This window comes from Gilvirhabdus luticola, assembly GCF_040117515.1.
Lineage (GTDB): Bacteria > Bacteroidota > Bacteroidia > Flavobacteriales > Flavobacteriaceae > Gilvirhabdus > Gilvirhabdus luticola.
In genome coordinates, this window is the sequence record NZ_JBEEEN010000002.1 from 70,708 (window position 1) to 93,037 (window position 22,330).

Below are 22,330 nucleotides of genomic sequence, written 5' to 3' on the forward strand. Positions count from 1 at the left end.
TGAAGCCATAAAATTAAGTTGAGGCTACCAATTCATAAAGAATTAGAAACTGTTTAATGCTGTCCTCTGAATTAAAATGTGTCTTTACAAAGTTATGTGCATTTTGAGTAATCCGTTGCATTTCAGATTCAGATGTTTCTGATACTTCAATAATGGCATTTGCAATAGCCTGTGGGTCGCGTACTGGCACCAACCATCCTGTATCTCGCGGTTTCACAACTTCACACATACCACCACAATCTGTAGAAATAACAGGGATTCCCAAGGCCATGGCTTCTAAGACCACATTAGCAATACCTTCTTCTAGGCTTGTTAATAACAAGAGATCAAATGTCTTCATCTCTTCTATTAAATCAGTCTGTGCAAGAGCCTCTTTAATTTTTATATGATCATTCAATCCTAACTGCTGAATTTGAAATAACTGCTCTTCATTAATGCTATTGGTAGTTATACATGAATATTCAAAACTAAATCCAGCATCTTTTAATATTATACAAGAATCAAAAGCATATTTCATTCCCTTAATCCAATGAAACCGTCCAACAGATCCAATCTTAAAAATAGGTTCTTCTCTTTTTTTAAAGCGCTGGTAATTTTCAAAAAAAAGTGAACGAATTGGCGAATGTATAATCCTTGTTATATCTTTAATTTCGCCATATTGTTGCGCCTCAATAACAATAGCTTCAGAAACTGCATGAAACGCATCCACTTTCGGAAATGTCTTTTTATATATGTCAGCTATATATGGTTCTACGATAGGTGAATAATTTACATGAGCACCTCTAAAACTAACCACTATAGGAATATGAAACCGTGTTTTTAAAAAAGTATAAAATTCTAAATCTCTAGTCCATTGCATATGAAATATATCTGGCCTGTAAAGTATGATTGGTAAAAATTTAGAATACCAAATCCATTTATCATATAATCGATTGTACCTTGAAATTTCTTGAAATAAGAGCAACAGATCATTTGGTCTTTTTAAAATTAGAAACAAAGTTCTATATAGTGATACTATTAAATTTGACCAATGAGTTTTCGGTGTTTTTAAAATTTTAATATTTTTTGAATAATATTTCGTAACCTGATCAACTACACCAAATAAAAGTATTTTATGATGTTTTGCTAATTCTTCGATAAAAGCTTCTATAAACATAGAGCTAGGAATGGCTCCTGAAAAAACTGCAATTTTAAAAATGTCTTTTTCTCCTTTTGCCATATTCTTTTAGTTCCTAATACTTTTTACTTCCTTTAAATAGCATTGCAGTAGTTCCTGTCGCAGTTTTAAAAAGAATTTGTTATTTCTATACATTTAACTCTCCAGATTTAATAGGATTACGATACTCTATCAAGTGGCTTCTTGCAAATGTCAAATTCAAACGATTGGGTAATTGTTTTTCCAATTTGAAGGCAAATCTTCTGAATTTTCTATCATATTTTTGCGGTAATAATCTATGAAACCGTTCAATACTTCCAAAAGGAATTATTCTTATTTGTTCAAAATAAACTTTCCCAATTCTTTCATAGTTTTTAGACGAATTATCTCTTTCAGGATGCGGATCATTCATTTTCCAGCTTTCAAATTCTTTTCTTTGAAGTTTTGAGGGTCTGCCTGAAACTGGAATCAGCCATCTCAACTTGTCTAAAAACTTACTATTAATAGCAGGTTCAAAATATCTTACTAGACCGTTTGGTTTCAATACAGTCACTATTTTTTCTATAAATTGTATCTCCTGATTTGGCGTAAGATGATGTACAAACGCTTTGCCAATTACAATATCGTAAAAGTTTGGTGTTAATTCAGATTCTAAAAAATCGCCTTTAATGAATGTAATTGGTGTATCAAATGGAAATTGTTCATTTAGGTTTTCAATAAACTTCCCCGCAACTTGCGAAATATCATTAGCATAAACGTCAGCTCCTAATGCGGCCATGATTGCAGCATTTGTACAATCGCCACAGCCAAGTTCCAAAACTTTCTTCCCTTTTAACTTGTTTTGAAAATCATCGTAATACATGCCAACCCAACTGGTATCTGTTTTGGTAGCATCATTTAAAAAGCTATGCAGATTATTAATTTTCTTTAAAATAGAGTTGATATTGACATTCAAATAAAGATGATCAAAATGCTCTTTATTTATAACAGTATTACTCTTTGAAGCAGTCATTATTTCAAAATTTTTGCAGGCGTCAAGGTTTTAACAATAGACAAATCTTTAAAAGCCTTAAACTTTTTTAATTTATTTTGTTGCAAAAAACCATCCAATTCTTTTAAATGCATTGTTTATTCTAGATCAAAACTCCAATTCATATTTTTTTCCTTAAGCGTCTTAAAAGAGGCAATCCAAGTTTTTTATTAATATGAGTAAATATAAAAACCAGAAATGACATAAAAATCCCATTATAAACTTTTAGCATCCCTATATTATTCGAATATAGTTTATAATTTTTAACATCATTAACCAATAAAGCAATTGTATTATTTAATATTAATTTAACCATATGTTTTCTAATTAATGTGTCATAAAAAAAAGGAGAGGTGCTTATTCTCTCTGCAATATATTTAATAGATGCATTTTTTTCTAAAGCACTATTATATGTGTTTTGGTTTGAAAGTTTGTCAATTCCTGTGGCATCATAATATACTAAAGCTTCATTAATAGCATAAATCTGATTACAATTAATGGCTGCACTTACATCAAATGCATAATCTTCCCAAGCCCTGGCTTCTATCCACTTTAGATCTTTTATAAGTTCTTTTCTCCAAACACAAGCACTAGTAAACCACGGTCGGCCATATTGCAATATGGTTGGTAAAATTTTATTTGATTTAGAAAAAACCTTCTTTAATTCTTTAATTTCTTCTTCATTTTCATCAACCGAATATCCTATAGCATATACCATAATGACACTTGAATATTTTTTTAGTTCAGCTACACTTTTTTTTAAAAAATTTTCATTCCAATAATCATCCGAGTCTAAAAAAACAACAAACTCACCCTTTGCTTTTTGCAATCCTATATTCCTTGCTACACCAGGCCCTTTGTTTTCTTGACATCTAATATAACTTACATTTTTTGAAGGACTGATATTAAAAGGTATATCAGAGGCATCGTCTACAATGATAATTTCGAAATCTTTATACGTTTGATTTTGAATAGAATCAATCGCTCTTTGTAATTTTATAGGCCTATTATAATAAGGTATAATTATTGAAACCATGCATTACGAAATTAACAAATGATATTTATATTTTAAAAATATAGAAAGATAAGTAAGGGTGAGCTTTTTTTTCTTTATTACACGGTTTCTTACTTTGTTAAACTGACGCGTTATATATTTTTTTCTAATTGCAGTTGTTATATCTTTTTCGTTATAATATAAAAGGTTTATTAGCTTTAAATGTTCGCTATAATATCTTTTATAATATGTAACACTCCTATTATCCAATAATGAAAGACTTCCTATATCCTGGCGGTAATAATTAACCGTATCTCTATTAAAGATGATATTTCTGTTTTTAAAAAATTCATAGTAAAAAACAATGTCTCCAATTATTCCATAATTTTGAAATGTTGATTTTTTAAGTTTGTTTTCTTCTATTCTTTCAAATATAATGGAGCTTACATTTGTAATAGGGCAATTAAAGCTAAAATTGCTTGCTTCCAATTTTATATTGTCTTTTTCCAAAAAAGCCGAATGCTGTATTTCGGTTTTGGTAATAATATTATTTTTCTGAATACATACTTTCGAAACTGCTACTTCAAAATTTTGCAGCGCATCCAGTTGTGATTCTAAAAAATTTAATTTACAACTATCATCACTCTCTGCAATCCAGGTATATTTACCTTTAGCAAGTTCTAACCCTTTTTTCCATTGTTTAAAAGGAGAACCCGTATTTTTAGAATTTACTATAAAATGCGATACTTTAACATGATTTTTATACTGGTTAAGTACCTCTAAACTATTGTCGGTTGAGGCATCATCAAGAATGATGACTTCAAAATCTTGATACGTTTGATTAAAAATACTATCTAATCGCTCCTTAAGATACGGGGCGTGATTATAGTTTGGTAATATTATGGATACTCTTTTGTATGTCACAAATGTATTATTTAAAAATAGATTTTAATCGTCGATAAATATCTCCTGTTTTAGAATATTTTTTAAACAATTTCCAGCGTTCTCTTGGATGTAAATGCCAAAAAATAGTTTTATAATAAATAGCTTGTAGCATTGGCTTCTCATTTATATTATTTTTATTATTTACAGCTGTAGCTTGATTAGAGTGCAATCTAAAAGTTACCAAGTTTTCATCAACAAAACCTATACTATAGTAAGGCATAAGCCTATACCAAAATTCTATATCCAAACTTTGTTTTAAATCGTTATTAAAATAACCAACTTTATCAAAACATGCTTTCTTTAACAATACAGCTGTTGGTTCTCCTATTTTGTTACTTGGAGAGCGCATAAAAAAGGCATCTTTTAAATATCGCTTACCACTAATAATACCATCTTTAATTTCTAAATTACACCAACTTTTATGCAAAACACTGCATTTGTTTAACCAAATCTTAAAATCGTCTGGATTTCCACTAATTAAAAAATCGCGAGTACAGTACACTAAACCTACCTTTTTATCTACTAAAGCCAATTGCATCATTTTATCTATACAATCTGGAGTCATTAAATCATCTTGAAATAAAAATTTAATATAGTCACCACTAGCATAGTGAACACAATTATTCCAATTTGCACCGATACCATTTGGAACATGATGAAAAACATGAATTGGAATATCAGTTAAATTCTTATATGATTCTATAATCTCTAAAGTATTGTCATCTGAATCATCATCAGATACAACAATTTCCAAATTAGTGTACGTTTGTACAATAGCAGATTCTAATGCTTCTGCAATAAATTCAGCGCCATTAAAAGTAGGAATACATATTGAGACTAATGGATAATTCTGTTTTCTATACTTTTTAAAAACTAAATCTTCGTTTTGAGAACTTAGGCCTCCATCCGCATAATTTGCAATCACTAAATCAACATACTTATGTGAAATTTTATCTGTAAAAAACCACCTTATATTGTGATCCCAATCTGCGTGATATTTATATTTTAAATTAAAATTACCTATTTCATCAAAAACTTTTTTATTTAAAAAAATAGCTTGGTGGCAAATGTTCTTTAAAATAATTTTTCTTGGGGTAAATTCTCCATCATAAATTCCTCCAAACCTTGGCGAAGTGATATTGCCATAAATGACATCAAGAGAATTAACATTATAAGTTTCAGAAATTTTTTTTAATATACAATTATCATATAATGCATCATCGCTACCCATAAAGTATATCCATTCTCCACTTGCCAATTTAATTCCTTTATTCATTGCATCATAAACCCCTTTATCCCTTTCAGAAGTAATAATCATATTTGGAAACTCCTTTTGATACCTTCTAGCAATATCTAAGGTAGAATCTGTAGATATTCCATCAATAATTAGTATTTCAATATTCCTGTAAGTTTGATTTACAACGCTAGCCAAAGCCATATCTAAAGTTGAACCTGCATTATAGGTTGGAATGATTATAGAAAAAAAAGGAGTCATATAAACCAGAAATCACGTTTAACCATTATAGCATTTAAGTTTGTATTGGCATATTCATAATAATCGTTCTGTTCAAGAAAGTTAATTATTTCATTTCTTCTTTCCCCTGAACCTATTGGAGAGTATTCTGCTGCTTCTATACAAATTATTTTAGGAGAAGATTCGGCAAAATTAATTGATTTAATAATTTCAAAATCCAAACCTTCCACATCTATAGATAAGAAATCAGGAAAAAGACCTTTATTATAAATGGACAACACCTCTTGTAATGTCGTAATTTTTATTAATTTTTTTTCTACTAATTTATATTTTCCTGTCTTTAAGTATTTTTGATATTCTACTTCAGAGAAAGTACTTAATGTTGAGTCGTTCATCACATAAAATATTTTATTGGAATTTTCAGAACCGATACCCACAGCTAAATTTACATCTTCGGGTCTCTCTTTCTTAAATCTTTCAATACAATTTGGATTTGCATCAATGTTTATTCCTCTACATCCTCTTTGGTAAAAGATATTTGTGTTATTTAAAAAAAAGGGGGCATTCGCTCCAATATCGATATAACTTGGTTTATTTATTCCTCTTAAATTGAAAATATAATCTACAAGTAAATCTTCACCACATTGAGAAAAACTAATTTTATGATACTGTTTAATTGGCTTATTTTTTTTGCCAGGAAGGAAACGCTTAACTATTTTTTTAAATAATTTCATAAGTCATAATTAAGATTAAACAAATATTTTGGTTTTTAATAAAAGAAATAAGCTAATCATTAATTTTAGATATTTATATTTTTTTTATTGGACTTACTTACTATTTAATTCATTTAAATATATTATCAAATGAGTAATTGAATTTTAATATATCCTCTTTGTACAATGAATTTACTTCTTCAATTGACTTTTGGTCATAATATTTTTGATAAGCTAATCTGTTATTTGATTTCTCTAAACTTTTTTTTATTTCAAATTTATCCTTGATTCCCAATTCTCGTTTAATAAAATTTAAGTCTTTCTCTAAATTTTCATATGTACCAATAAAGTCTATTTCTTTATCCAAAATATTTTGATAGACCATATTTTCTTTATGACGATTATTGACAATATCTTTAGCTTGATAGAATCTATAATCATACTCTACCAAAATAGGAAATTTAAATCTTTCTTTGTACAAATTAAAGTTCATTCTTTTATCAAATAAAATTCCAAAATATTCTGGGTGCTTAAGGCAAGAAACGGATCTATCCCATGGGTTTCTTACAAAGGAAAATTTAAAATAACTATCCCAATATTCTTGATAAATAGATTTCGCCTGACTTGCTAAAAGGTGTTTTGTTTGTTTGTCGATTTTCCACCAATCACTTCCACAAATCCACTTTTCAATCGATGAACCCGCAGTTCTAGGTATATGTATAAAAATACATTTGTATTTATGAGATATCATAATTTTTTATAATATATTAAGGGTTTTAGAATAACAGTCACTTAATAGTGAAAATATGAACAAATAAGGGTTCATTGGCATTTTTAAAATCATAACTTATTAGAATATAACTTAATAATATATATTTTATATACATTAGTTAGGTATAAAAAAGAAACAGCTTTTTTAGTTATTTTATTGCTTGTAAAATAAGAGGTTATAAACCGTTTCAGGCACTCATTTGCTACTATATTAAATTTTTCTTTAGGGAATTTACCTATTTTTTTATTGACTTTCTTTAAATTTTTGATCCATTTAATAAGTCGTCTTAATTCTATACCATGAATAGAATAATCGTGCGATGCCATGATTCGTATATGCTCATCATGATTTTTTAATGGTTTAAACCCAACTTTATGGTGTACAAATTTTGAAATAGACACATTGTGTTGTAATTGTTCTTGCCGCCTTCTAGCCGTTATACTTGTTTGATGCAATCTTACGTATAAAAGTGGTTCTTGTATTTGGTAAAATCGGCCTTGAAAAAGTAACCTACTCCATAGATCGTGGTCTTCGGCTGGTACCATTTCAGGACGGTATTTGTGTTTTAATAATATGGATTTTCTGATAAGCGCTGTTGGGTGAAATATAGGGTTTCTAAAGAAAAACAATCGCAATAATATATCGTCATGATGTTCTGGGCTTACTATTGGTTTTCCAGAATGATCTTGCGCAATTGTACCACAAAAAATAATGTTTGGGTCATTCTCTAAAACACGTAATTGCTTTTCAAATCGCATGGGCATAGACACATCATCGTCATCCATTCTGGCAATATATTTGCCTTTTGCTTTAGCAATTCCTGCATTTAAACTATCTGCGATTCCAGAATTAATCTCCTTTTTCACATAAATAATTCTATGGTCTTTAAATGAGTGAATAACCTGTGCCGTATTATCAGTAGAGCCATCATCAACAATAATAAATTCAAAATCCTTAAAGGTTTGATCTAAAATACTCTGTATGGCTTCAGAAATAAAACGCTCACCGTTAAAAGTTGCCATAACCACTGAAATTATTGGAGCAGTATTTGAGTTATCTTTAGGATTCAAATGACACTAGTGATTTATAATAGTTAATATTTTGCTTTATGACCTGTTTACGTTCAAAATTAGCTACTATGGTCTTTAAAGCTTGTTTTGAGATAGTGTTTATATCGACTGCTTGATTAAATACCTTCTCAACCAATTTTACATAATCGTCATCATTTTTAGCGATAAAACCATTCTCTTCGTGTTTTATAATTTCATGAAATGAAGGTATATCTGACACAATTACAATTTTACCCAAGGCCATAACTTCTAATAAGGCTATAGAGAAGTTCTCGCCAAAAGATGGAAATAAAACCACATGTGCGTTTTGTAAATAGTTATTTATCTCAACATTAGGTATGGCTCCATAATATGTGGTGTTTTGTAAAGCTTGTGTTGATAAAATATGCTTCGCATCAGTATTCCAATAATCGTTGTTATTATTTCCCAATACATGAAACGTGGCGTCAGGATATTTTACAACAATCGCATTAAAAGTTCTGCAGGCAATATCAATACCTTTACGCTCACGTATAGACCCAAAATAAAAAATGGTGTATGGAACGGTAGGTAAATCAATATATCTTGATTTTGACTTAGCACTTGGAACTTGGATACCACTATAAATGACTTTGGGCATTTTTTTAAGCTGAAAAGCCTGCTTGGTAGTTTCTGCCGAATATTTAGAAACAGCGATTACATGGTTATGAAATCGTTTAAAAAAATGCCTTTCAAAAATAAAGTCGGTGAGCCTTTTACCGTAACCCATAAACTGATGTAAGGTATTTGCCGAACCATGACAACGTACTATTTTAGTTATACGTCCAATAAAATAGGGAGCATCACCACCATAATCATGAAATTCTATCACATCAAATTTATGTTTCAAAACAAATACCGATAAATACATGGAGATATAAAAGCGATTTATAAACTCTAAAATTAACTTCACGGTAATATAACCAGGAACTTTATGTCTTCGTAACGGAGCCTTAATCCATTCATTAAAACGACTTAAATCTCTAATCCTAACTATATTTGCACCAGCATCATTAAATTTTAATGGGTTTGCCCCAAAAGTAAAAATGACGATGTCAAAATGATGCTGTTTAAGTTCTTGTGTAAACTGCTTTAAAAACACACCAATACCACCAGTTTTACCCATGTGAGGATGGGCATATTCTCGTGTAACAAAACAAATTTTTATGTTCTTTTCAAAGCTTCCCATATAATGAGCTTACTTTCCCAATAAATATTTTATTTGATGCTTCAACCAATATTTAGAAGAAGGCTTAAAATAGTATTTCTTCGTGAGTTTTTTTATTTTATCTGGATCTAAATTTTCAATCGTGTAAAGTGTACTTGTTTTCTTAAAAGGAAAATCAAAATCTTTCTCTTGCCTCTTTTTATTTAAAAAGGCTTCTATTCTAGGTAAGGTCGTATTTTTGAATACCTCGTTATTTTCCAAATGGTCTTCATAATAAAATAACAATGTATTGGGTCTTTTTTTAAGTGCATAATACCAATTTTGCTTTTGCCTGTAAAACCATTTTGCAAGGGCTTCTACTTCGTCATAATTTATTTGTATAACAATATTTTTATTTCTCAACGCTTGATGCTCTTCTTTTTTAACATGAGGAGGAATCACCTGTTTTTTCATGATCCAGTAGCTAATGGCCTGTGCCAAAGAATCTTTCCGGATTAAGTGTATCACTGGGATATGCTTTGGTAAATTACTGGTTTTCCCTAAATGAATATACATCACTTTTCTATGTGAATTTGGAGACATTCTATTAATCAATGCGTCAGGATTATCTAAAACCATTTTCATAGCCTCTTCATAATTTTCAGGAAGACCAAGGTTTAGCCTTGTTTTAGCGTGAACAATCCACTCATCAGGACCATCATAGTTTTCAGAAAAAATATTGATCAATAAATGCCTTAACAAATCACTACCTGACCTACTTGTTGATAATAAAAAGTATTTCATGTTTTATTTATGCTTAATATAAACTGCCTTTTGTGTAAGTTTATCCATTGGCTTACCCATGATTAATTTACTTGTAATATAGATTTTTAATCTTGCCGTTAAATCCATCCATTTAAGACCTGAAATTATGTTATGGATTTTAAACATGTTAAGTAGTTTCATTGACTGTATAATATCTTTAGAGTTTGAAGGAACATAAACATATTTAAACCAATAATGTAAATATCCAATTAAATAAAACCTGTAACTATAGTTATTGGACTTTTTTAGGTTTGCAACCGTATCTGGAATAAAAAGTTGTAGACTTTTATATATTTTATTGATGAAAATGGTATCCTTTTTTATACTAGGTGAAAAAACCGAGTCATAATTTAAATCATGTAATACCTTAAAATTAACATTATGGTGTAATAAAGCTCGAATCATTAATTCGGGATCGTTAAATCGAGGATAACCTTCAGTAAAACCATTTAATTTTTTGATAAAAGATTTTTTCCAAATTGGACACATGGTTTGCCAAATAACATTAGCTGATAAGAATTCAACTAAATACAAGTTATTTGTTGACATGTCTTTTTTCTTTATATTATTTCTTTTTTTTACGCCCATAGGAAACACCAAGAAATCACAATTAGGATATTGCTTAATTGCTTCAATACGTTTCTCTAAACAAAAGGGTAATAAATAATCATCAGAATCTAAAAAAATGACATAATCACCCTTGGCATTATTTAAACCAATATTTCTGCAGGTTGGTGCGCCTTTAGGTTTACGATGTCTTTGAAAACACCTTATTCTTTTATCATTTTGACTATAATATTTTATAGAATCTATAGTATTGTCTGTTGAACCATCATCTACTACCAAACATTCCCAATGATTATATGTCTGATTTAAGACTGAATCCAAAGCGATTTTTATAAGATTATGACGATTAAAAACGGGAATAATTATTGTAACTAATGGCAAATCAATATTTTTATGTTCAATCATAAAATATATTATTTTCTTTCTAATTTATTTATAAACTTATCTCCTTTTCTAAACATCACAAAACTCAACATTGAAAGAATGAAATAAAAATGCTGTTTAATTGTATAGGTTTTATCTGTAATCAATGCCATTTTCCATACATTATATGATTTATTGTATTGTTTATATCTTAATAAAAGTTTAAATGAATTTAAAAAATAACATTTAAGATATTCAATATTTTCAAAAGAAAGTGAGTCTTTAAATTTTACATAAATTTTATAACGTGCCAAAAAATAATACCAAAGTTGTTCTTCATTCTTACCTCTTGAGGTATTATTTTTATGTTGGCGCAAATATACCAGAGGTTTTTCAATAGGAATATAATTACTATTATTAAATAGTATTCTGGAAAACATTTCCCAATCTTGTCCAGCTTGTAGATCTTCATCAAATAGATAATCATTTTCAATTAAAAAATCCTTTCTAAATATTGGAGATTGGGTTAACCAAACTATCTTTTTTGTTAAAAAATCATCAAAAGGCGATTTGGAAGTAATAAAATCGGTTTGAAACCCGATAACGTTTTTAATATCATTTTTAAAAATATAGGATTGACACACACAAAAAGGATTATTGCTAGATTCTAATGCTTCTATTTGTAATCGTATTTTATCAGGATGCATGATATCATCACTATCAAACCAATTAATATAAGTACCATTGCTTAATTCAAGTCCATAATTCCGACATGCATTAGCGCCTTTAGGTTTATTGGATGGTCGAATAAATACCTTAACTCTATTATCCTTTGTTAAATATTTTTTTATTTCATTAACCGTTAGATCTGTGCTTCTGTCATCAATAACTAAACACTCCCAATGCTCATAAGATTGAGCAGAAATAGATTCAAGTGTCTCTAATATTAATTTTTCACGATTAAAAACAGGAATTATTACAGAAACTAAAGGTGTCATATATTAAGTTTTACTGCAATGATATATTATTTCATTTTCTTCAAATCCATATTTATAAATATCCTCAACTGTAAAGGTTTTTGCATATGACTCCTCATTCACTTTAAATCCTGCATTTTCCAGACGTAATTTAAAATCTTTCCCATAAATCCTGACGTGATTATCTTGCTTAAATGCCTTTAATCGTTCTTCTGGTGAAGCTATTGAAAAATCCTCATAAGTATGTTCCCTGCTATAATCTAATGGCACCAAAAAAATACCATAACCATCTGGTTTCATAACTCTTAAAAGTTCTTTCATCGCTTGTTTATCATCTTCAATATGTTCTAATACGTGACTACATAGAATGAAATCGAAAGTATTATTATTAAATTCAATATGATTGATATCAATCTTTATGACTTCTGTTTTACCATTCTTATAATTATAAATATCTGGGGCAATATCACAAGGGAAATAATCAATATGATTACAGGAATCAAAGAGTTTATAAAAAAACTTTTCTGGAGCAAAATGCAAAATTTTTATTTTTTTTCCACTCTTTAATAAGTCTGTTTTATTATGAATATAACTCCAAATAAGTCTATGTCTTTCCAGTGAACCACAGTTAACACATAACGCATTAGGTCTTACATCAATACCATAAGATCTAAAAACTCTATATTGAGACTTACATATAATACATGACACCTTATTTCCTTTATTATAATAATAATTTATGATGGGTTTAAAAAAGGTATAAAGCTTTTTCTTCAAAGATTTTGATAGTAATTCTTTAACTTTATTTTTAATCATTATTAAATTTTAATCATATACTTATTATTAATTATAAGGTGTTTTATTCTTTAATTTATATTCAGTTATATCCTTTTGCTTTTGTAATATTACAGAATCTATTGTTTCCGATGTAACTAATACTCCAAACTCACTACGTTCTTCACGGAAAAGTCTATCTAACATCATATCTCCAATAAATGGCCTAAAATGAGATGTTTCATAGTAGTTATAATTATCAATGGTAATAGCATTAATACCACTAAAATCATAAAACGAAGTAAGTTGAGATAACTGTAATAAGAATTCAGAATAATCTTTAAAATGCTGCTTTAAATAAGTTTGAACATGCAACGGAGTAAAAAAAAATGTAAGATCAATATTTTCTTGTTTACAAATTAAAATGATTGCTTTAATTTCATCAAGTGCAGGCTCAATTCTACTCTTATACAAATCTTCATCCCATTTTGGTACCAAAAATTTAGGATCGTTGATATGAGCTTCAGGATGACGTTCTATCCAACCATCCTTACCCAAAAAATGACTAACTCCAGAATCATAAATATCATAAAACCCTTGAAATCGTAATTTTTTCCTTAATTCTCTAGTTTTAATAAACTCTATTGAGGGTATGAGCGAAATGTATTCAATTAAAGGATTAAATCTATTTTTAAAAGGTTTTCTCAAATCTTGAGTCAAGTGAATCTGTGGATCAATATAATATGAAAGGTCATCTATTCCAATAACTAGATTTTCAATACACACTCCATTTTTTTTCATTGTCTTCAGATCATACAAAAAATCTCCTGGAACTCCTGCAGAATATGACAAATTATACCATGTATTATTATCGTTAATTTTTTTAGTATTAATAAAGGATACTCTTGAAGAACCAAAGAAATATGAATTATATAAATTTGGATTTTGTATTACATGCTTAACTTTTAAATAACGTTCATTTGGAGTAGTAAATTGCTTGCTCATATCACCCCTGATAACGCCATATGGATCAATTACAATATTGTAAACTGCTACCGTTATCAAAATTAACAAACTGAAAAGTAATAATTGTCTTAATAATTGTGTCATAATAATTATAAACCGAAATAAAATTCAGATTCTTATCTGTATAAATCTAGTAATTGTTGACCTAAAACTGATATATCATAGTTTTTTACAGCAAATTTTCTTCCTGCGCTACCCATGGCAATCCGCTCTTTTGGATGCTCTATTAAATACAGAATACACTTTACAAAGGCATCAATATCATGAGCTTTAAGTACAAATCCAGTTTTACCATCTAAAACACCATCTTTCATACCACCTACATCAGAAATAATGACTGGCAACTGCATAGCCTGCGCTTCTTGAATAACGAGCCCTTGAGCTTCAGCTTTGTTATTATCATCTTTAATTCCCGGTAACAAAAACATATCTGAACTATTCATCAATTCAACAATTTCAAGCTGATTTTGACTCCCTTTTAAAGTGATATAAGGCTCTAATTCATGACTAACAATATAATCTTCACACCTTTGGAACTCTTCACCATCTCCAACAATGGTAAGAAGCAAATTTGTAATATTTTGATTTACTAATTGCTCAATAATTTTAATCGCTAATAAAGGAGATTTTAACACCACTAAACGTCCTACAAAAAGGATATTAAACCTTTCTGATTTTTTAAGGTTTTGTGTTGGTTTAAAAAAATTCGTGTCTAATCCGACTGGTAATATGGTTATCAGATGATCAGGAAATCCTAAATCAATAATCTTGTCCTTTGTATATGCTGTGTTAGTAGTATAACAAATAGTTTTAAGTTTTAATAAACCGTTGTAAAATTGGTGATCATAATTATGGGCATCAAACCCATGAAAACTAACGATGATTCGTTTTTGAAATATTTCTAACTGTCTTAAGAGTCTTACCGCATGATTTGCAAAATGAACATGCACAACATCATAGTTGTTGATCTCAAAATAAAGTTCAAAATAACGTCTAAAAAAAACATACCCATTAAAGGCATCTTTTTTATATTTAAAAAGATTAAACCTTTTAATAAGATCAAGTCTGATAGAAAAATTTATAGACTTTATTAGAATAGAAAATATTTTAAAAAAACGTTTTAATTTATTTTTTGGCATAAAGTGTTGCCATTCAAGAAGCTTTACATCCTTAAAATGTATGTCGTCACTAGGGTGAATACCAATTTTTATTTTTTTAAAACAATATATATGTACCTGATGACCTTGTGATTTCAAAAACCTTATTTGGTTGACTATAAATGTTTCTGAAATCGTCGGAAATTGTCCTACAACCACGGCAATTTTTAAAGGTGGCATTTTTTAGTTTTTAATTGCTTTTGTTAGAATACGTTTTAAGTTTTTTAGAAATTCAATGAATGACCAATTTATAATGAAAAGCTGAATGCTCATTTTAAAGGCTTTAAACAAATAACCTTCTTGTATATTGGCATTAATAAAATTACGAAACCATGATACGTATTTTTTCTTTAAAAATTGGTTACTCGGATTGCTTAAATAAATTTCTTTATAGGTTTCATAACCTATTCTAAAACCATCATATTTACTAACAGAGCTATGTATCCCTTCATCATGTATTCGATATGTAGCTCCTACAAAATTCAAGCAAGCTCCTTTCCCTTCTTTTAGAAGCATTGCTATTAAATGAGCATCTCTAAAATATTTAAATTCATTAGTTTTTTGAATATAAAAAAAAGCATTTCTAAACATTAGTGTTTGATTACCTATATGCCAACCTTTATAGAATTTTTTAAAATCAAAATCTATAAAGGCTTTTGAGTCTATTTCACTGAAATATTTTTGATTAAAATCTAAAGATAATACTTTCGTTTTTTCATTAAAAGTATTAAAGCGTGTAAAACATAAACTATAATTGGAGTAGGCCTCTAAAAAATCAACTTGCTTTTGTAATTTTAAATCGTCTATCCAATAGTCATCACCTTCGCACAATGCAATATAGTCTCCTGTTGCTTTAGAAAATGCAAACTTAAAATTAAGGTGCATCCCAATATTTTCTTGATGCGAATAATATTTTATATGGGTATTTTGCTTTAAATAAGATTTAATAATACCATCGGAATCATCTGTAGAACAGTCATTAGCAATTATAAGTTCAAAATCAAAATCCGTTTTTTGAGATAAGACACTTTCTATGGCTTGGCTTATATACTTTTCATGATTGTATGTTATCATTAAGACACTCACTTTCATGCTTTATAAGGGTTTTTCCATGTATAAAAAATCACCACGGGACTTAATAGTTTTAAAGCCTTGATTTTCATAAAATTTAAATGCTTGAAAATTATTTTTTAAAACTTCCAAGCCATACTTCACAAATCCTTTATCTCTAATATCCTTAATTGATAAATCTAATAAATGTTTCCCATAGCCTTCATTCTGATATAATGGCTTAACAGCTAACATAGTTAAATAAGCAGTTTCACTTGCAATATCATTAGCATAGTAGGCAATAAAACCAACAAGAATACCCGATTTATCTACTTCAATAAGTACGGCTTTTTTTAAAATTTTATCAACATAGTCATTAATATCGGTCTCTACAAAATAACCATTATTAACGCTGTTGAGTTCTTCTAATAATCCTACAATTTGTTGTCTCATACTAGTTCAAATTGATTTATTAGTGATTCAATGTCCTCAATGGAATTAAACATGATAACATCAATGATAGATAATCCTGGCACAAAAATATTATTAAATTGCTTATAGATTATTTGCTTCGGTTTTATAAAATTAATGTGTATATCATGCTCTTCAAAATCTTCTTTGTCATATAAATCAAATCCGCCAATAGAATTGATATAGGTCAAAGCTTTTTCGTGCTTAGCTATTTGAATAAGCCTAATCTCCTTTTTTAATAGTTTTGAGTCATCATGATTTTGAGAACTAATCCTCCACTGCTTTTGTATATTTAAATAGTTTGTGATACACTTCACACTATCTATTGCTAATTCAGATATAGATTGTGAGGTGTCATTAACAATAAAACTTTCTATCAATGGAAATACTTTATCAAAAAATGGTGCTTTTTGATAAGCATGTTGAATGGTTTTTAAAAATGTAACTTTAGCCTTTTCAGTAAAAGCCAATTCAGTATCCTTGATTAATTTATTTTGACTAATTGATTTACAAGGAATTGTAAACTGAAAACTTGTCCCATTAACTAAAATAGAATTGCGATTTATAAAACCCTTTTTAATAAACTGAACATCATCGTAAAACACAAAAGTATCGACAGCGTGGATAAGCTGAAAATAACCTATATAAGGAAAAATGTAGGGTTGCATGATGGCAATTTTCATAACTGTGCTCTAATAATAGTGCAAATACGTTTTATTTTCTCATGAGATAACCCATAGTATAACGGTAAACAGAGTATGGCCGGTGCAACGCCATCAGTTATAGGGCAATCTATATGCTTAACATAAGGCAATGTATTTAAACTTGGATAAAAATAACGTCTAGGAAAAATGTGTTCAGCATTTAAGGCACTTTTTATCTTTAGCAACTGACTCTCATCACTAAAAATAACTGGATAATACCCATAATTCCAGGAAGTTTCTGGACGTATTTTAATTGTAGGTAACAATTTTAGATTATCCTTATAATACGCTACTAATTCTTTTCTTGCCTCTAAAATAAGATTTATATAAGGCAAAACAGCCAAACCCATGGCGGCCTGCAATTCACTCATTTTGGCATTGATGCCCAAGCCTTGAAAATGTTCTTGACCATGATGCCCAAAATTATGATGTGAAAAAAGAGAGGAAGATAAGGTCTCTGAATTAGTGAATAAGGCGCCTCCTTCTCCCGTATGAAACAGCTTGGTTGCATGAAAACTGCAGGTACTGACATCACCATAGTTAAAGATCGATTGTTCCTTGTATGTTACTCCAAAACAATGCGCTGCATCATAAATAACTTTTAAATTATGTTTTTTGGCGATAGTATCAATAGCCTCAACATCACATGGGTTACCAAACACATGCGTGACTAAAATAGCAGTGGTTTCAGATGTTATAGCAGCTTCAATTTTAGACTCATCTATGGTTAAATAATCAGGATGTATATCTACAAATACTGGTTTACAACCTTCCCATACAATACTGGAGGTAGTAGCAACATAACTAAATGCCGTAGTAATAATGTCGCCTTTTAATTCTAATGCCTTAATAGCAATTTGCAGGGGTAAGGTCCCATTAGTGGTAAGAATAATGTTTGGCACAACCAAATGCGTCTTCAATTTTTCTTCCAACTCCTGTACCAAAGCACCACGATTGGTGATCCAACCAGTATCCCATGCCTGTCTTAAAATAGCTTGGTATTCCGATTGATCTGGTAAAAAAGTCTTTGTTACGTTTATCATTTAATTGAGTTTTCTCCATTCAAAACGTGGTCGAATAGACCCAGGTTCTCTACCCATATAGGTGCCAATCTCTCTTCCTGAATCTACAACGACAAAATTAAGAATATCCCGTTCAATAAAAATGGCTCTTTTCTTATTCTCTACGATGAATAGTGATAAAAAATACTGTCCTGACTGTAAAAAAGACTCTGGAAAATAACAGGCCAATATATTTTGTCCATTAAGCAATTGATTATCTTCACCTATATTTGAAAATGAGAATAAGGGTTCGCCATTTTCATTAAATAAATGATACGTGATATGATACTTTTCAGGTTGTTCAGATTTAATTTCAAGATTGATGGTAAACTCAATAGGTTTGTTTTCAACGATTGGTGAACCAAGCTCACGATCTTTATTTTTTACAGAAATTTGATGTATTTTAAAAATTGAAGACTCAAACGATTCGCTTGCAAATGCTTTAGCAACAGTTGTTAAAGAGCCCTGTTTTAAATAATAATCAATGGCATGATCAGTATCACCATTAAAAACAATATTACCATGTTCTAATACAATTGCTCGAGTGCATAAAGATTTTACCGATGCCATATTATGGCTTACAAATAAGACCGTACGGCCTTCGCCTTTACTAATATCTTGCATTTTCCCAATAGCCTTTTTTTGGAATTCTGCATCACCAACCGCTAACACTTCATCAATCACTAATATATCTGGTTCGAGAAAAGCGGCTACAGCAAAAGCCAAACGGACACGCATACCCGAACTATAACGTTTTACTGGCGTATCAATATAGAGTTTACACCCGCTGAAATCAATTATTTCTGCTTCTTTAGACTTAATTTCTGATTTGGTCATTCCTAAAATGGCCCCATTTAGATAAATATTCTCAACTCCAGTAAGTTCTGGATGAAATCCGGTACCAACTTCTAACAAGGATGCAATGCGACCTTTAGTTTTTATAGTTCCAGTAGTTGGCATAGTAATTCGGGACAACAATTTTAACAAAGTGGATTTACCAGCACCATTTTTTCCAATAATTCCTAAAACCTCACCATTTTTGACTTCAATATTGATTTCTTTTAACGCCCATACATAATCAGCGTCTAAACTGGCAGTACGATCATTGAGCACACCCACTTTTAGAAAAGGATCCTCTTTGCCTCGTATAGTATACCACCAACGTTTTAAATCATCACTTAAAGTGCCAGTTCCTACAAGTCCTAATCGGTATTGTTTAGAAACATCTTCTATTTTTAATATGATATGGTGATCTGGTTTCAACATATTAAATAGTATCAATAAAGCTTTTTTCGGTTTTATTAAAAATCGCAATGCCAACAATCATTATTAAAAGTGTTGCTAGTGTTGTAAAAAGTAACCCTTTTACAGAAAAATCTCCCGAACTTAACAACATATATCGAGCAGACTCAATGATATACGCCATCGGATTATATTCAACCAACCACGCAAAACGTGGTAATTTTTCTCGCATCAGACCTAATGGATACATAACAGCCGAAGTATACATAAGCAGTTGCACACCAAAATTGAGCAAGTACTTCAAATCACGATATTTTGTAACCATGGAAGATATGATCATTCCTAATCCTAAACCCAATAGTCCCATCAAAATGATGAGTGCCGGGAACAATATGATAGTGGAATTAATTTTTACTGCGGCACCGCTACTGACATAATACCAATAGAAGCCTATAAAAATGACTAACTGTATGGCAAATTTAACTAAATTGGAAATAACGACTGATAAAGGGGAAATAATTCTGGGGAAATAAACCTTGCTAAAAATACCTGCATTACTACCAAAGGTGTTGGAAGTAGAGGTCAAACAGCTTCTAAAATAGTTCCAGATTGAAATACCAGCCAAATTAAATAGAAATGGAGGCACACTTCCTGTTTCAATATTGGCAACCTTATTAAAAATAATGGTAAATGTCAAGGCCGTAAATAAGGGCTGTATTAAATACCATAAAGGTCCTAAAATAGTTTGTTTATAAACAGTAACAATATCTCGTTTCACAAATAACATGAGTAAATCGCGATATTGCCAAATCTCCTTAAAATTAAAAACAATAAGCTTGCGTTTGGATGAAATGGTATAAAGCCACTCCTCGTCCTTTAAAGTGTTCAAATCATCGGGGTTTCAATTCAAATGCTAATATAATAATTTTATCCCATCAGAGTGGTGGAAATAATATATTAAACGAAGCTGATTTATTCAAAGTCGTTAATATGCATAACATCGTGAATCCAGCATTCAAGTAAATTCATTTCAGAGGCATCAATAAGTTCCAAATCGATAAATTTTTGATAGCATATTATCATATTAGTAGCAATGTTTTCAATGCCTTCTTTTAAATCTAAATCTCTCAAGCTTTCATAGATGCGTTGAGCATTCGCATATCCTGAAATTTCATCATTAAAATCATTTAAAAGATTATGATCATTTCGGTCTTGCCAAACAGTACTTCCATGAAATAAAACAGACCAACCACAAGTCCATGCAATGCGTTGAGCAATATAGGATCTCCAGATGTCTGTCATTCTAAAACTACAATAGGATGGTAAATATAAAAGTAGAAAGGCTTCTTTAAACCAAGTGGTATTCTGACTATTAAATGGACAAAATGCATTAAGACCTAAACCAAGATTATCCGATTTCATAAATTTTATGGGCAACGGTTGAGTAAATCTATATATGGCATCTACATCTGGATTTTCATCAGCCAATCCTTGCTGTATTGGGCTATTCAAAGTAATTTTATCATTGAGTTCAGGAAATTCATCCTTAATTCTTTCAAGGGCAAATCCTCTTGGCCAAATATGAGCATCCGTAAAATGCTTATACGCATTCACCCATCCTTTTTCAGTTAATAAATGTGCCTTAACTTGTTTTTTCCTAATATCCCAAAAGCTCTCAAACGGAAAGTTATCATCATCTGTTTCAATGATAATTTCAGCACCTTGTTGCATAGCCAATAAATAACCCAAATTTTTACGTGCATAATGCTTAAATGGTAATGCTTCGTTCAGTTTAAAGGGCAAAAGTTCTTGACGCTTTATGGAATAATAATCACAACCTGATAATTTAAATTCTTTTGGGCTTTTGGTATCTCCAATGACAATAAACGAAACATTGTTTTCAACAGATTCTTTGGCATATTGTATAAGAACTGGATGATTCTGTTTCGCAATTGAGGTAATAATTAAAAAAGTGTTCTTCATTAATGATTTAGATTTTAATGTGATAGAAAATACATTTCCTATCCAATGGCTATTGCATTAAACTTAATCCGTTTCAAAAAATAAAAAAACAGAACATGCAATGAATTATGAATTGCCCTTTTTGAGACACTAGGTGATGGTGCTCTATAATGAATTGGAATTTCAGCATAACGCGTTTTACGCAGCAGATAACGCAATTCTGTTTGATAAAAATGCGCTTTTGATAACAAATCATATTCTAGAAACCTACTAACAATATCCGCATGAAATCCCTGAAATCCAGAGGTCATATCATACATGTTTGTTCCCAATAATACATTAGATAAAATTGTTCCTACCTTTGAAAGAAATGATCGCTTCCATGTTGACTCAAATATAGATCCGCCATTAATAAAACGACTTCCAAATGCACATTCATTGCCTTCATTAAGAACTCTTAAAAACATGGGCAAAGCCCTTGGGTCATGTGATAGTCCTGCATCCATTTCTATAATAAACTGGTGATTATTTGATAAAGCTTCTTTATAACCTCTCATATAAGCATCGACCACATTGTTGTTTTCAGGTGCCCAAATAGTTGTAAATCGCTGATCCTTCGAAGATAAATCCTGACATAATTCTAAAGTATTGTCTTTTGAAATAGTGTCAATAATAAAATAAATGCAGCCACATTTTAATTTATTTAAGACCGCTTTCAAAGAACTCACAAATGGTTCGAAATCATTGGACTCGTTTGCCATAGGAATGATGACTGCAAAATCAAATTTCATAATGAATTGGGAATAAAGAAGGTGTAAATTTGTTATATTAA

The 22,330-nt window shown here is 30.0% G+C and carries 23 protein-coding genes; all 23 read right to left on the reverse strand.

Annotated features, from left to right (window positions below; translation table 11 throughout):
- Positions 1–13: 13 nt before the first annotated feature.
- Positions 14–1,219: a glycosyltransferase family 4 protein gene (locus tag AAFP94_RS04800; RefSeq protein ID WP_316661347.1), complete on the reverse strand. Its 1,206-nt coding sequence runs from the start codon at positions 1,217–1,219 to the stop codon at positions 14–16.
- Between the two features lie 85 nt (positions 1,220–1,304).
- Complete coding sequence (locus AAFP94_RS04805; protein ID WP_316661348.1) at positions 1,305–2,168, reverse strand: class I SAM-dependent methyltransferase; 864 nt, start codon at positions 2,166–2,168, stop codon at positions 1,305–1,307.
- 139 nt (positions 2,169–2,307) lie between these two features.
- Entirely contained in the window at positions 2,308–3,222 is a 915-nt protein-coding gene (locus AAFP94_RS04810) for a glycosyltransferase family 2 protein (RefSeq protein WP_316661349.1), read from the reverse strand.
- Between the two features lie 3 nt (positions 3,223–3,225).
- Positions 3,226–4,104: a glycosyltransferase family 2 protein gene (locus AAFP94_RS04815; RefSeq protein ID WP_316661350.1), complete on the reverse strand. Its 879-nt coding sequence runs from the start codon at positions 4,102–4,104 to the stop codon at positions 3,226–3,228.
- A gap of 7 nt (positions 4,105–4,111) precedes the next feature.
- Complete coding sequence (locus tag AAFP94_RS04820; RefSeq protein WP_316661351.1) at positions 4,112–5,620, reverse strand: glycosyltransferase; 1,509 nt, start codon at positions 5,618–5,620, stop codon at positions 4,112–4,114.
- On the reverse strand, positions 5,617–6,333 hold the full coding sequence (locus AAFP94_RS04825; RefSeq protein WP_316661352.1) for an FkbM family methyltransferase: 717 nt from the start codon (positions 6,331–6,333) through the stop codon (positions 5,617–5,619). The genes AAFP94_RS04820 and AAFP94_RS04825 overlap by 4 nt, the downstream gene beginning before the upstream one ends.
- Before the next feature lie 109 nt (positions 6,334–6,442).
- Positions 6,443–7,063, reverse strand: a complete 621-nt coding sequence (locus AAFP94_RS04830; RefSeq protein WP_316661353.1) for a sulfotransferase family 2 domain-containing protein — start codon at positions 7,061–7,063, stop codon at positions 6,443–6,445.
- An 89-nt stretch (positions 7,064–7,152) separates the two neighbouring features.
- A complete protein-coding gene (locus AAFP94_RS04835) occupies positions 7,153–8,154 on the reverse strand; it encodes a glycosyltransferase family 2 protein (RefSeq protein WP_316661354.1) in 1,002 nt (333 codons plus the stop codon).
- Complete coding sequence (locus AAFP94_RS04840; RefSeq protein WP_316661355.1) at positions 8,144–9,361, reverse strand: glycosyltransferase family 4 protein; 1,218 nt, start codon at positions 9,359–9,361, stop codon at positions 8,144–8,146. The genes AAFP94_RS04835 and AAFP94_RS04840 overlap by 11 nt, the downstream gene beginning before the upstream one ends.
- Before the next feature lie 9 nt (positions 9,362–9,370).
- Entirely contained in the window at positions 9,371–10,123 is a 753-nt protein-coding gene (locus AAFP94_RS04845; RefSeq protein ID WP_316661356.1) for a hypothetical protein, read from the reverse strand.
- 3 nt (positions 10,124–10,126) lie between these two features.
- Positions 10,127–11,116, reverse strand: a complete 990-nt coding sequence (locus AAFP94_RS04850) for a glycosyltransferase family 2 protein (RefSeq protein ID WP_316661357.1) — start codon at positions 11,114–11,116, stop codon at positions 10,127–10,129.
- An 8-nt stretch (positions 11,117–11,124) separates the two neighbouring features.
- Complete coding sequence (locus tag AAFP94_RS04855) at positions 11,125–12,072, reverse strand: glycosyltransferase family 2 protein (RefSeq protein ID WP_316661358.1); 948 nt, start codon at positions 12,070–12,072, stop codon at positions 11,125–11,127.
- Positions 12,073–12,075: 3 nt separating this feature from the next.
- Positions 12,076–12,867 carry a class I SAM-dependent methyltransferase gene (locus AAFP94_RS04860; protein WP_316661359.1) on the reverse strand — a complete coding sequence of 264 codons (792 nt, stop codon included), beginning with the start codon at positions 12,865–12,867 and terminating at the stop codon, positions 12,076–12,078.
- A gap of 27 nt (positions 12,868–12,894) precedes the next feature.
- The gene (locus AAFP94_RS04865; protein WP_316661360.1) at positions 12,895–13,935 is read right to left on the reverse strand and encodes a hypothetical protein; all 1,041 of its coding nucleotides are present in this window, start codon (positions 13,933–13,935) and stop codon (positions 12,895–12,897) included.
- Positions 13,936–13,967: 32 nt separating this feature from the next.
- Positions 13,968–15,188, reverse strand: coding sequence for a glycosyltransferase family 4 protein (locus AAFP94_RS04870; RefSeq protein ID WP_316661361.1), 1,221 nt, complete (start codon positions 15,186–15,188; stop codon positions 13,968–13,970).
- Between the two features lie 3 nt (positions 15,189–15,191).
- Complete coding sequence (locus AAFP94_RS04875; RefSeq protein WP_316661362.1) at positions 15,192–16,100, reverse strand: glycosyltransferase family 2 protein; 909 nt, start codon at positions 16,098–16,100, stop codon at positions 15,192–15,194.
- Positions 16,101–16,103: 3 nt separating this feature from the next.
- Positions 16,104–16,511, reverse strand: coding sequence for a GNAT family N-acetyltransferase (locus AAFP94_RS04880; protein ID WP_316661363.1), 408 nt, complete (start codon positions 16,509–16,511; stop codon positions 16,104–16,106).
- Complete coding sequence (locus tag AAFP94_RS04885; RefSeq protein WP_316661364.1) at positions 16,508–17,197, reverse strand: WbqC family protein; 690 nt, start codon at positions 17,195–17,197, stop codon at positions 16,508–16,510. Before AAFP94_RS04885 ends, AAFP94_RS04880 begins: the two co-directional genes overlap by 4 nt.
- Before the next feature lie 11 nt (positions 17,198–17,208).
- A complete protein-coding gene (locus AAFP94_RS04890) occupies positions 17,209–18,276 on the reverse strand; it encodes a DegT/DnrJ/EryC1/StrS family aminotransferase (RefSeq protein ID WP_316661365.1) in 1,068 nt (355 codons plus the stop codon).
- On the reverse strand, positions 18,277–19,560 hold the full coding sequence (locus AAFP94_RS04895; RefSeq protein ID WP_316661366.1) for an ABC transporter ATP-binding protein: 1,284 nt from the start codon (positions 19,558–19,560) through the stop codon (positions 18,277–18,279).
- A gap of 1 nt (position 19,561) precedes the next feature.
- Entirely contained in the window at positions 19,562–20,425 is an 864-nt protein-coding gene (locus AAFP94_RS04900) for an ABC transporter permease (protein ID WP_316661368.1), read from the reverse strand.
- Between the two features lie 83 nt (positions 20,426–20,508).
- Positions 20,509–21,519, reverse strand: a complete 1,011-nt coding sequence (locus AAFP94_RS04905) for an STELLO glycosyltransferase family protein (protein ID WP_316661369.1) — start codon at positions 21,517–21,519, stop codon at positions 20,509–20,511.
- Positions 21,520–21,557: 38 nt separating this feature from the next.
- Positions 21,558–22,289: a glycosyltransferase gene (locus AAFP94_RS04910; RefSeq protein ID WP_316661370.1), complete on the reverse strand. Its 732-nt coding sequence runs from the start codon at positions 22,287–22,289 to the stop codon at positions 21,558–21,560.
- Positions 22,290–22,330: the final 41 nt, after the last annotated feature.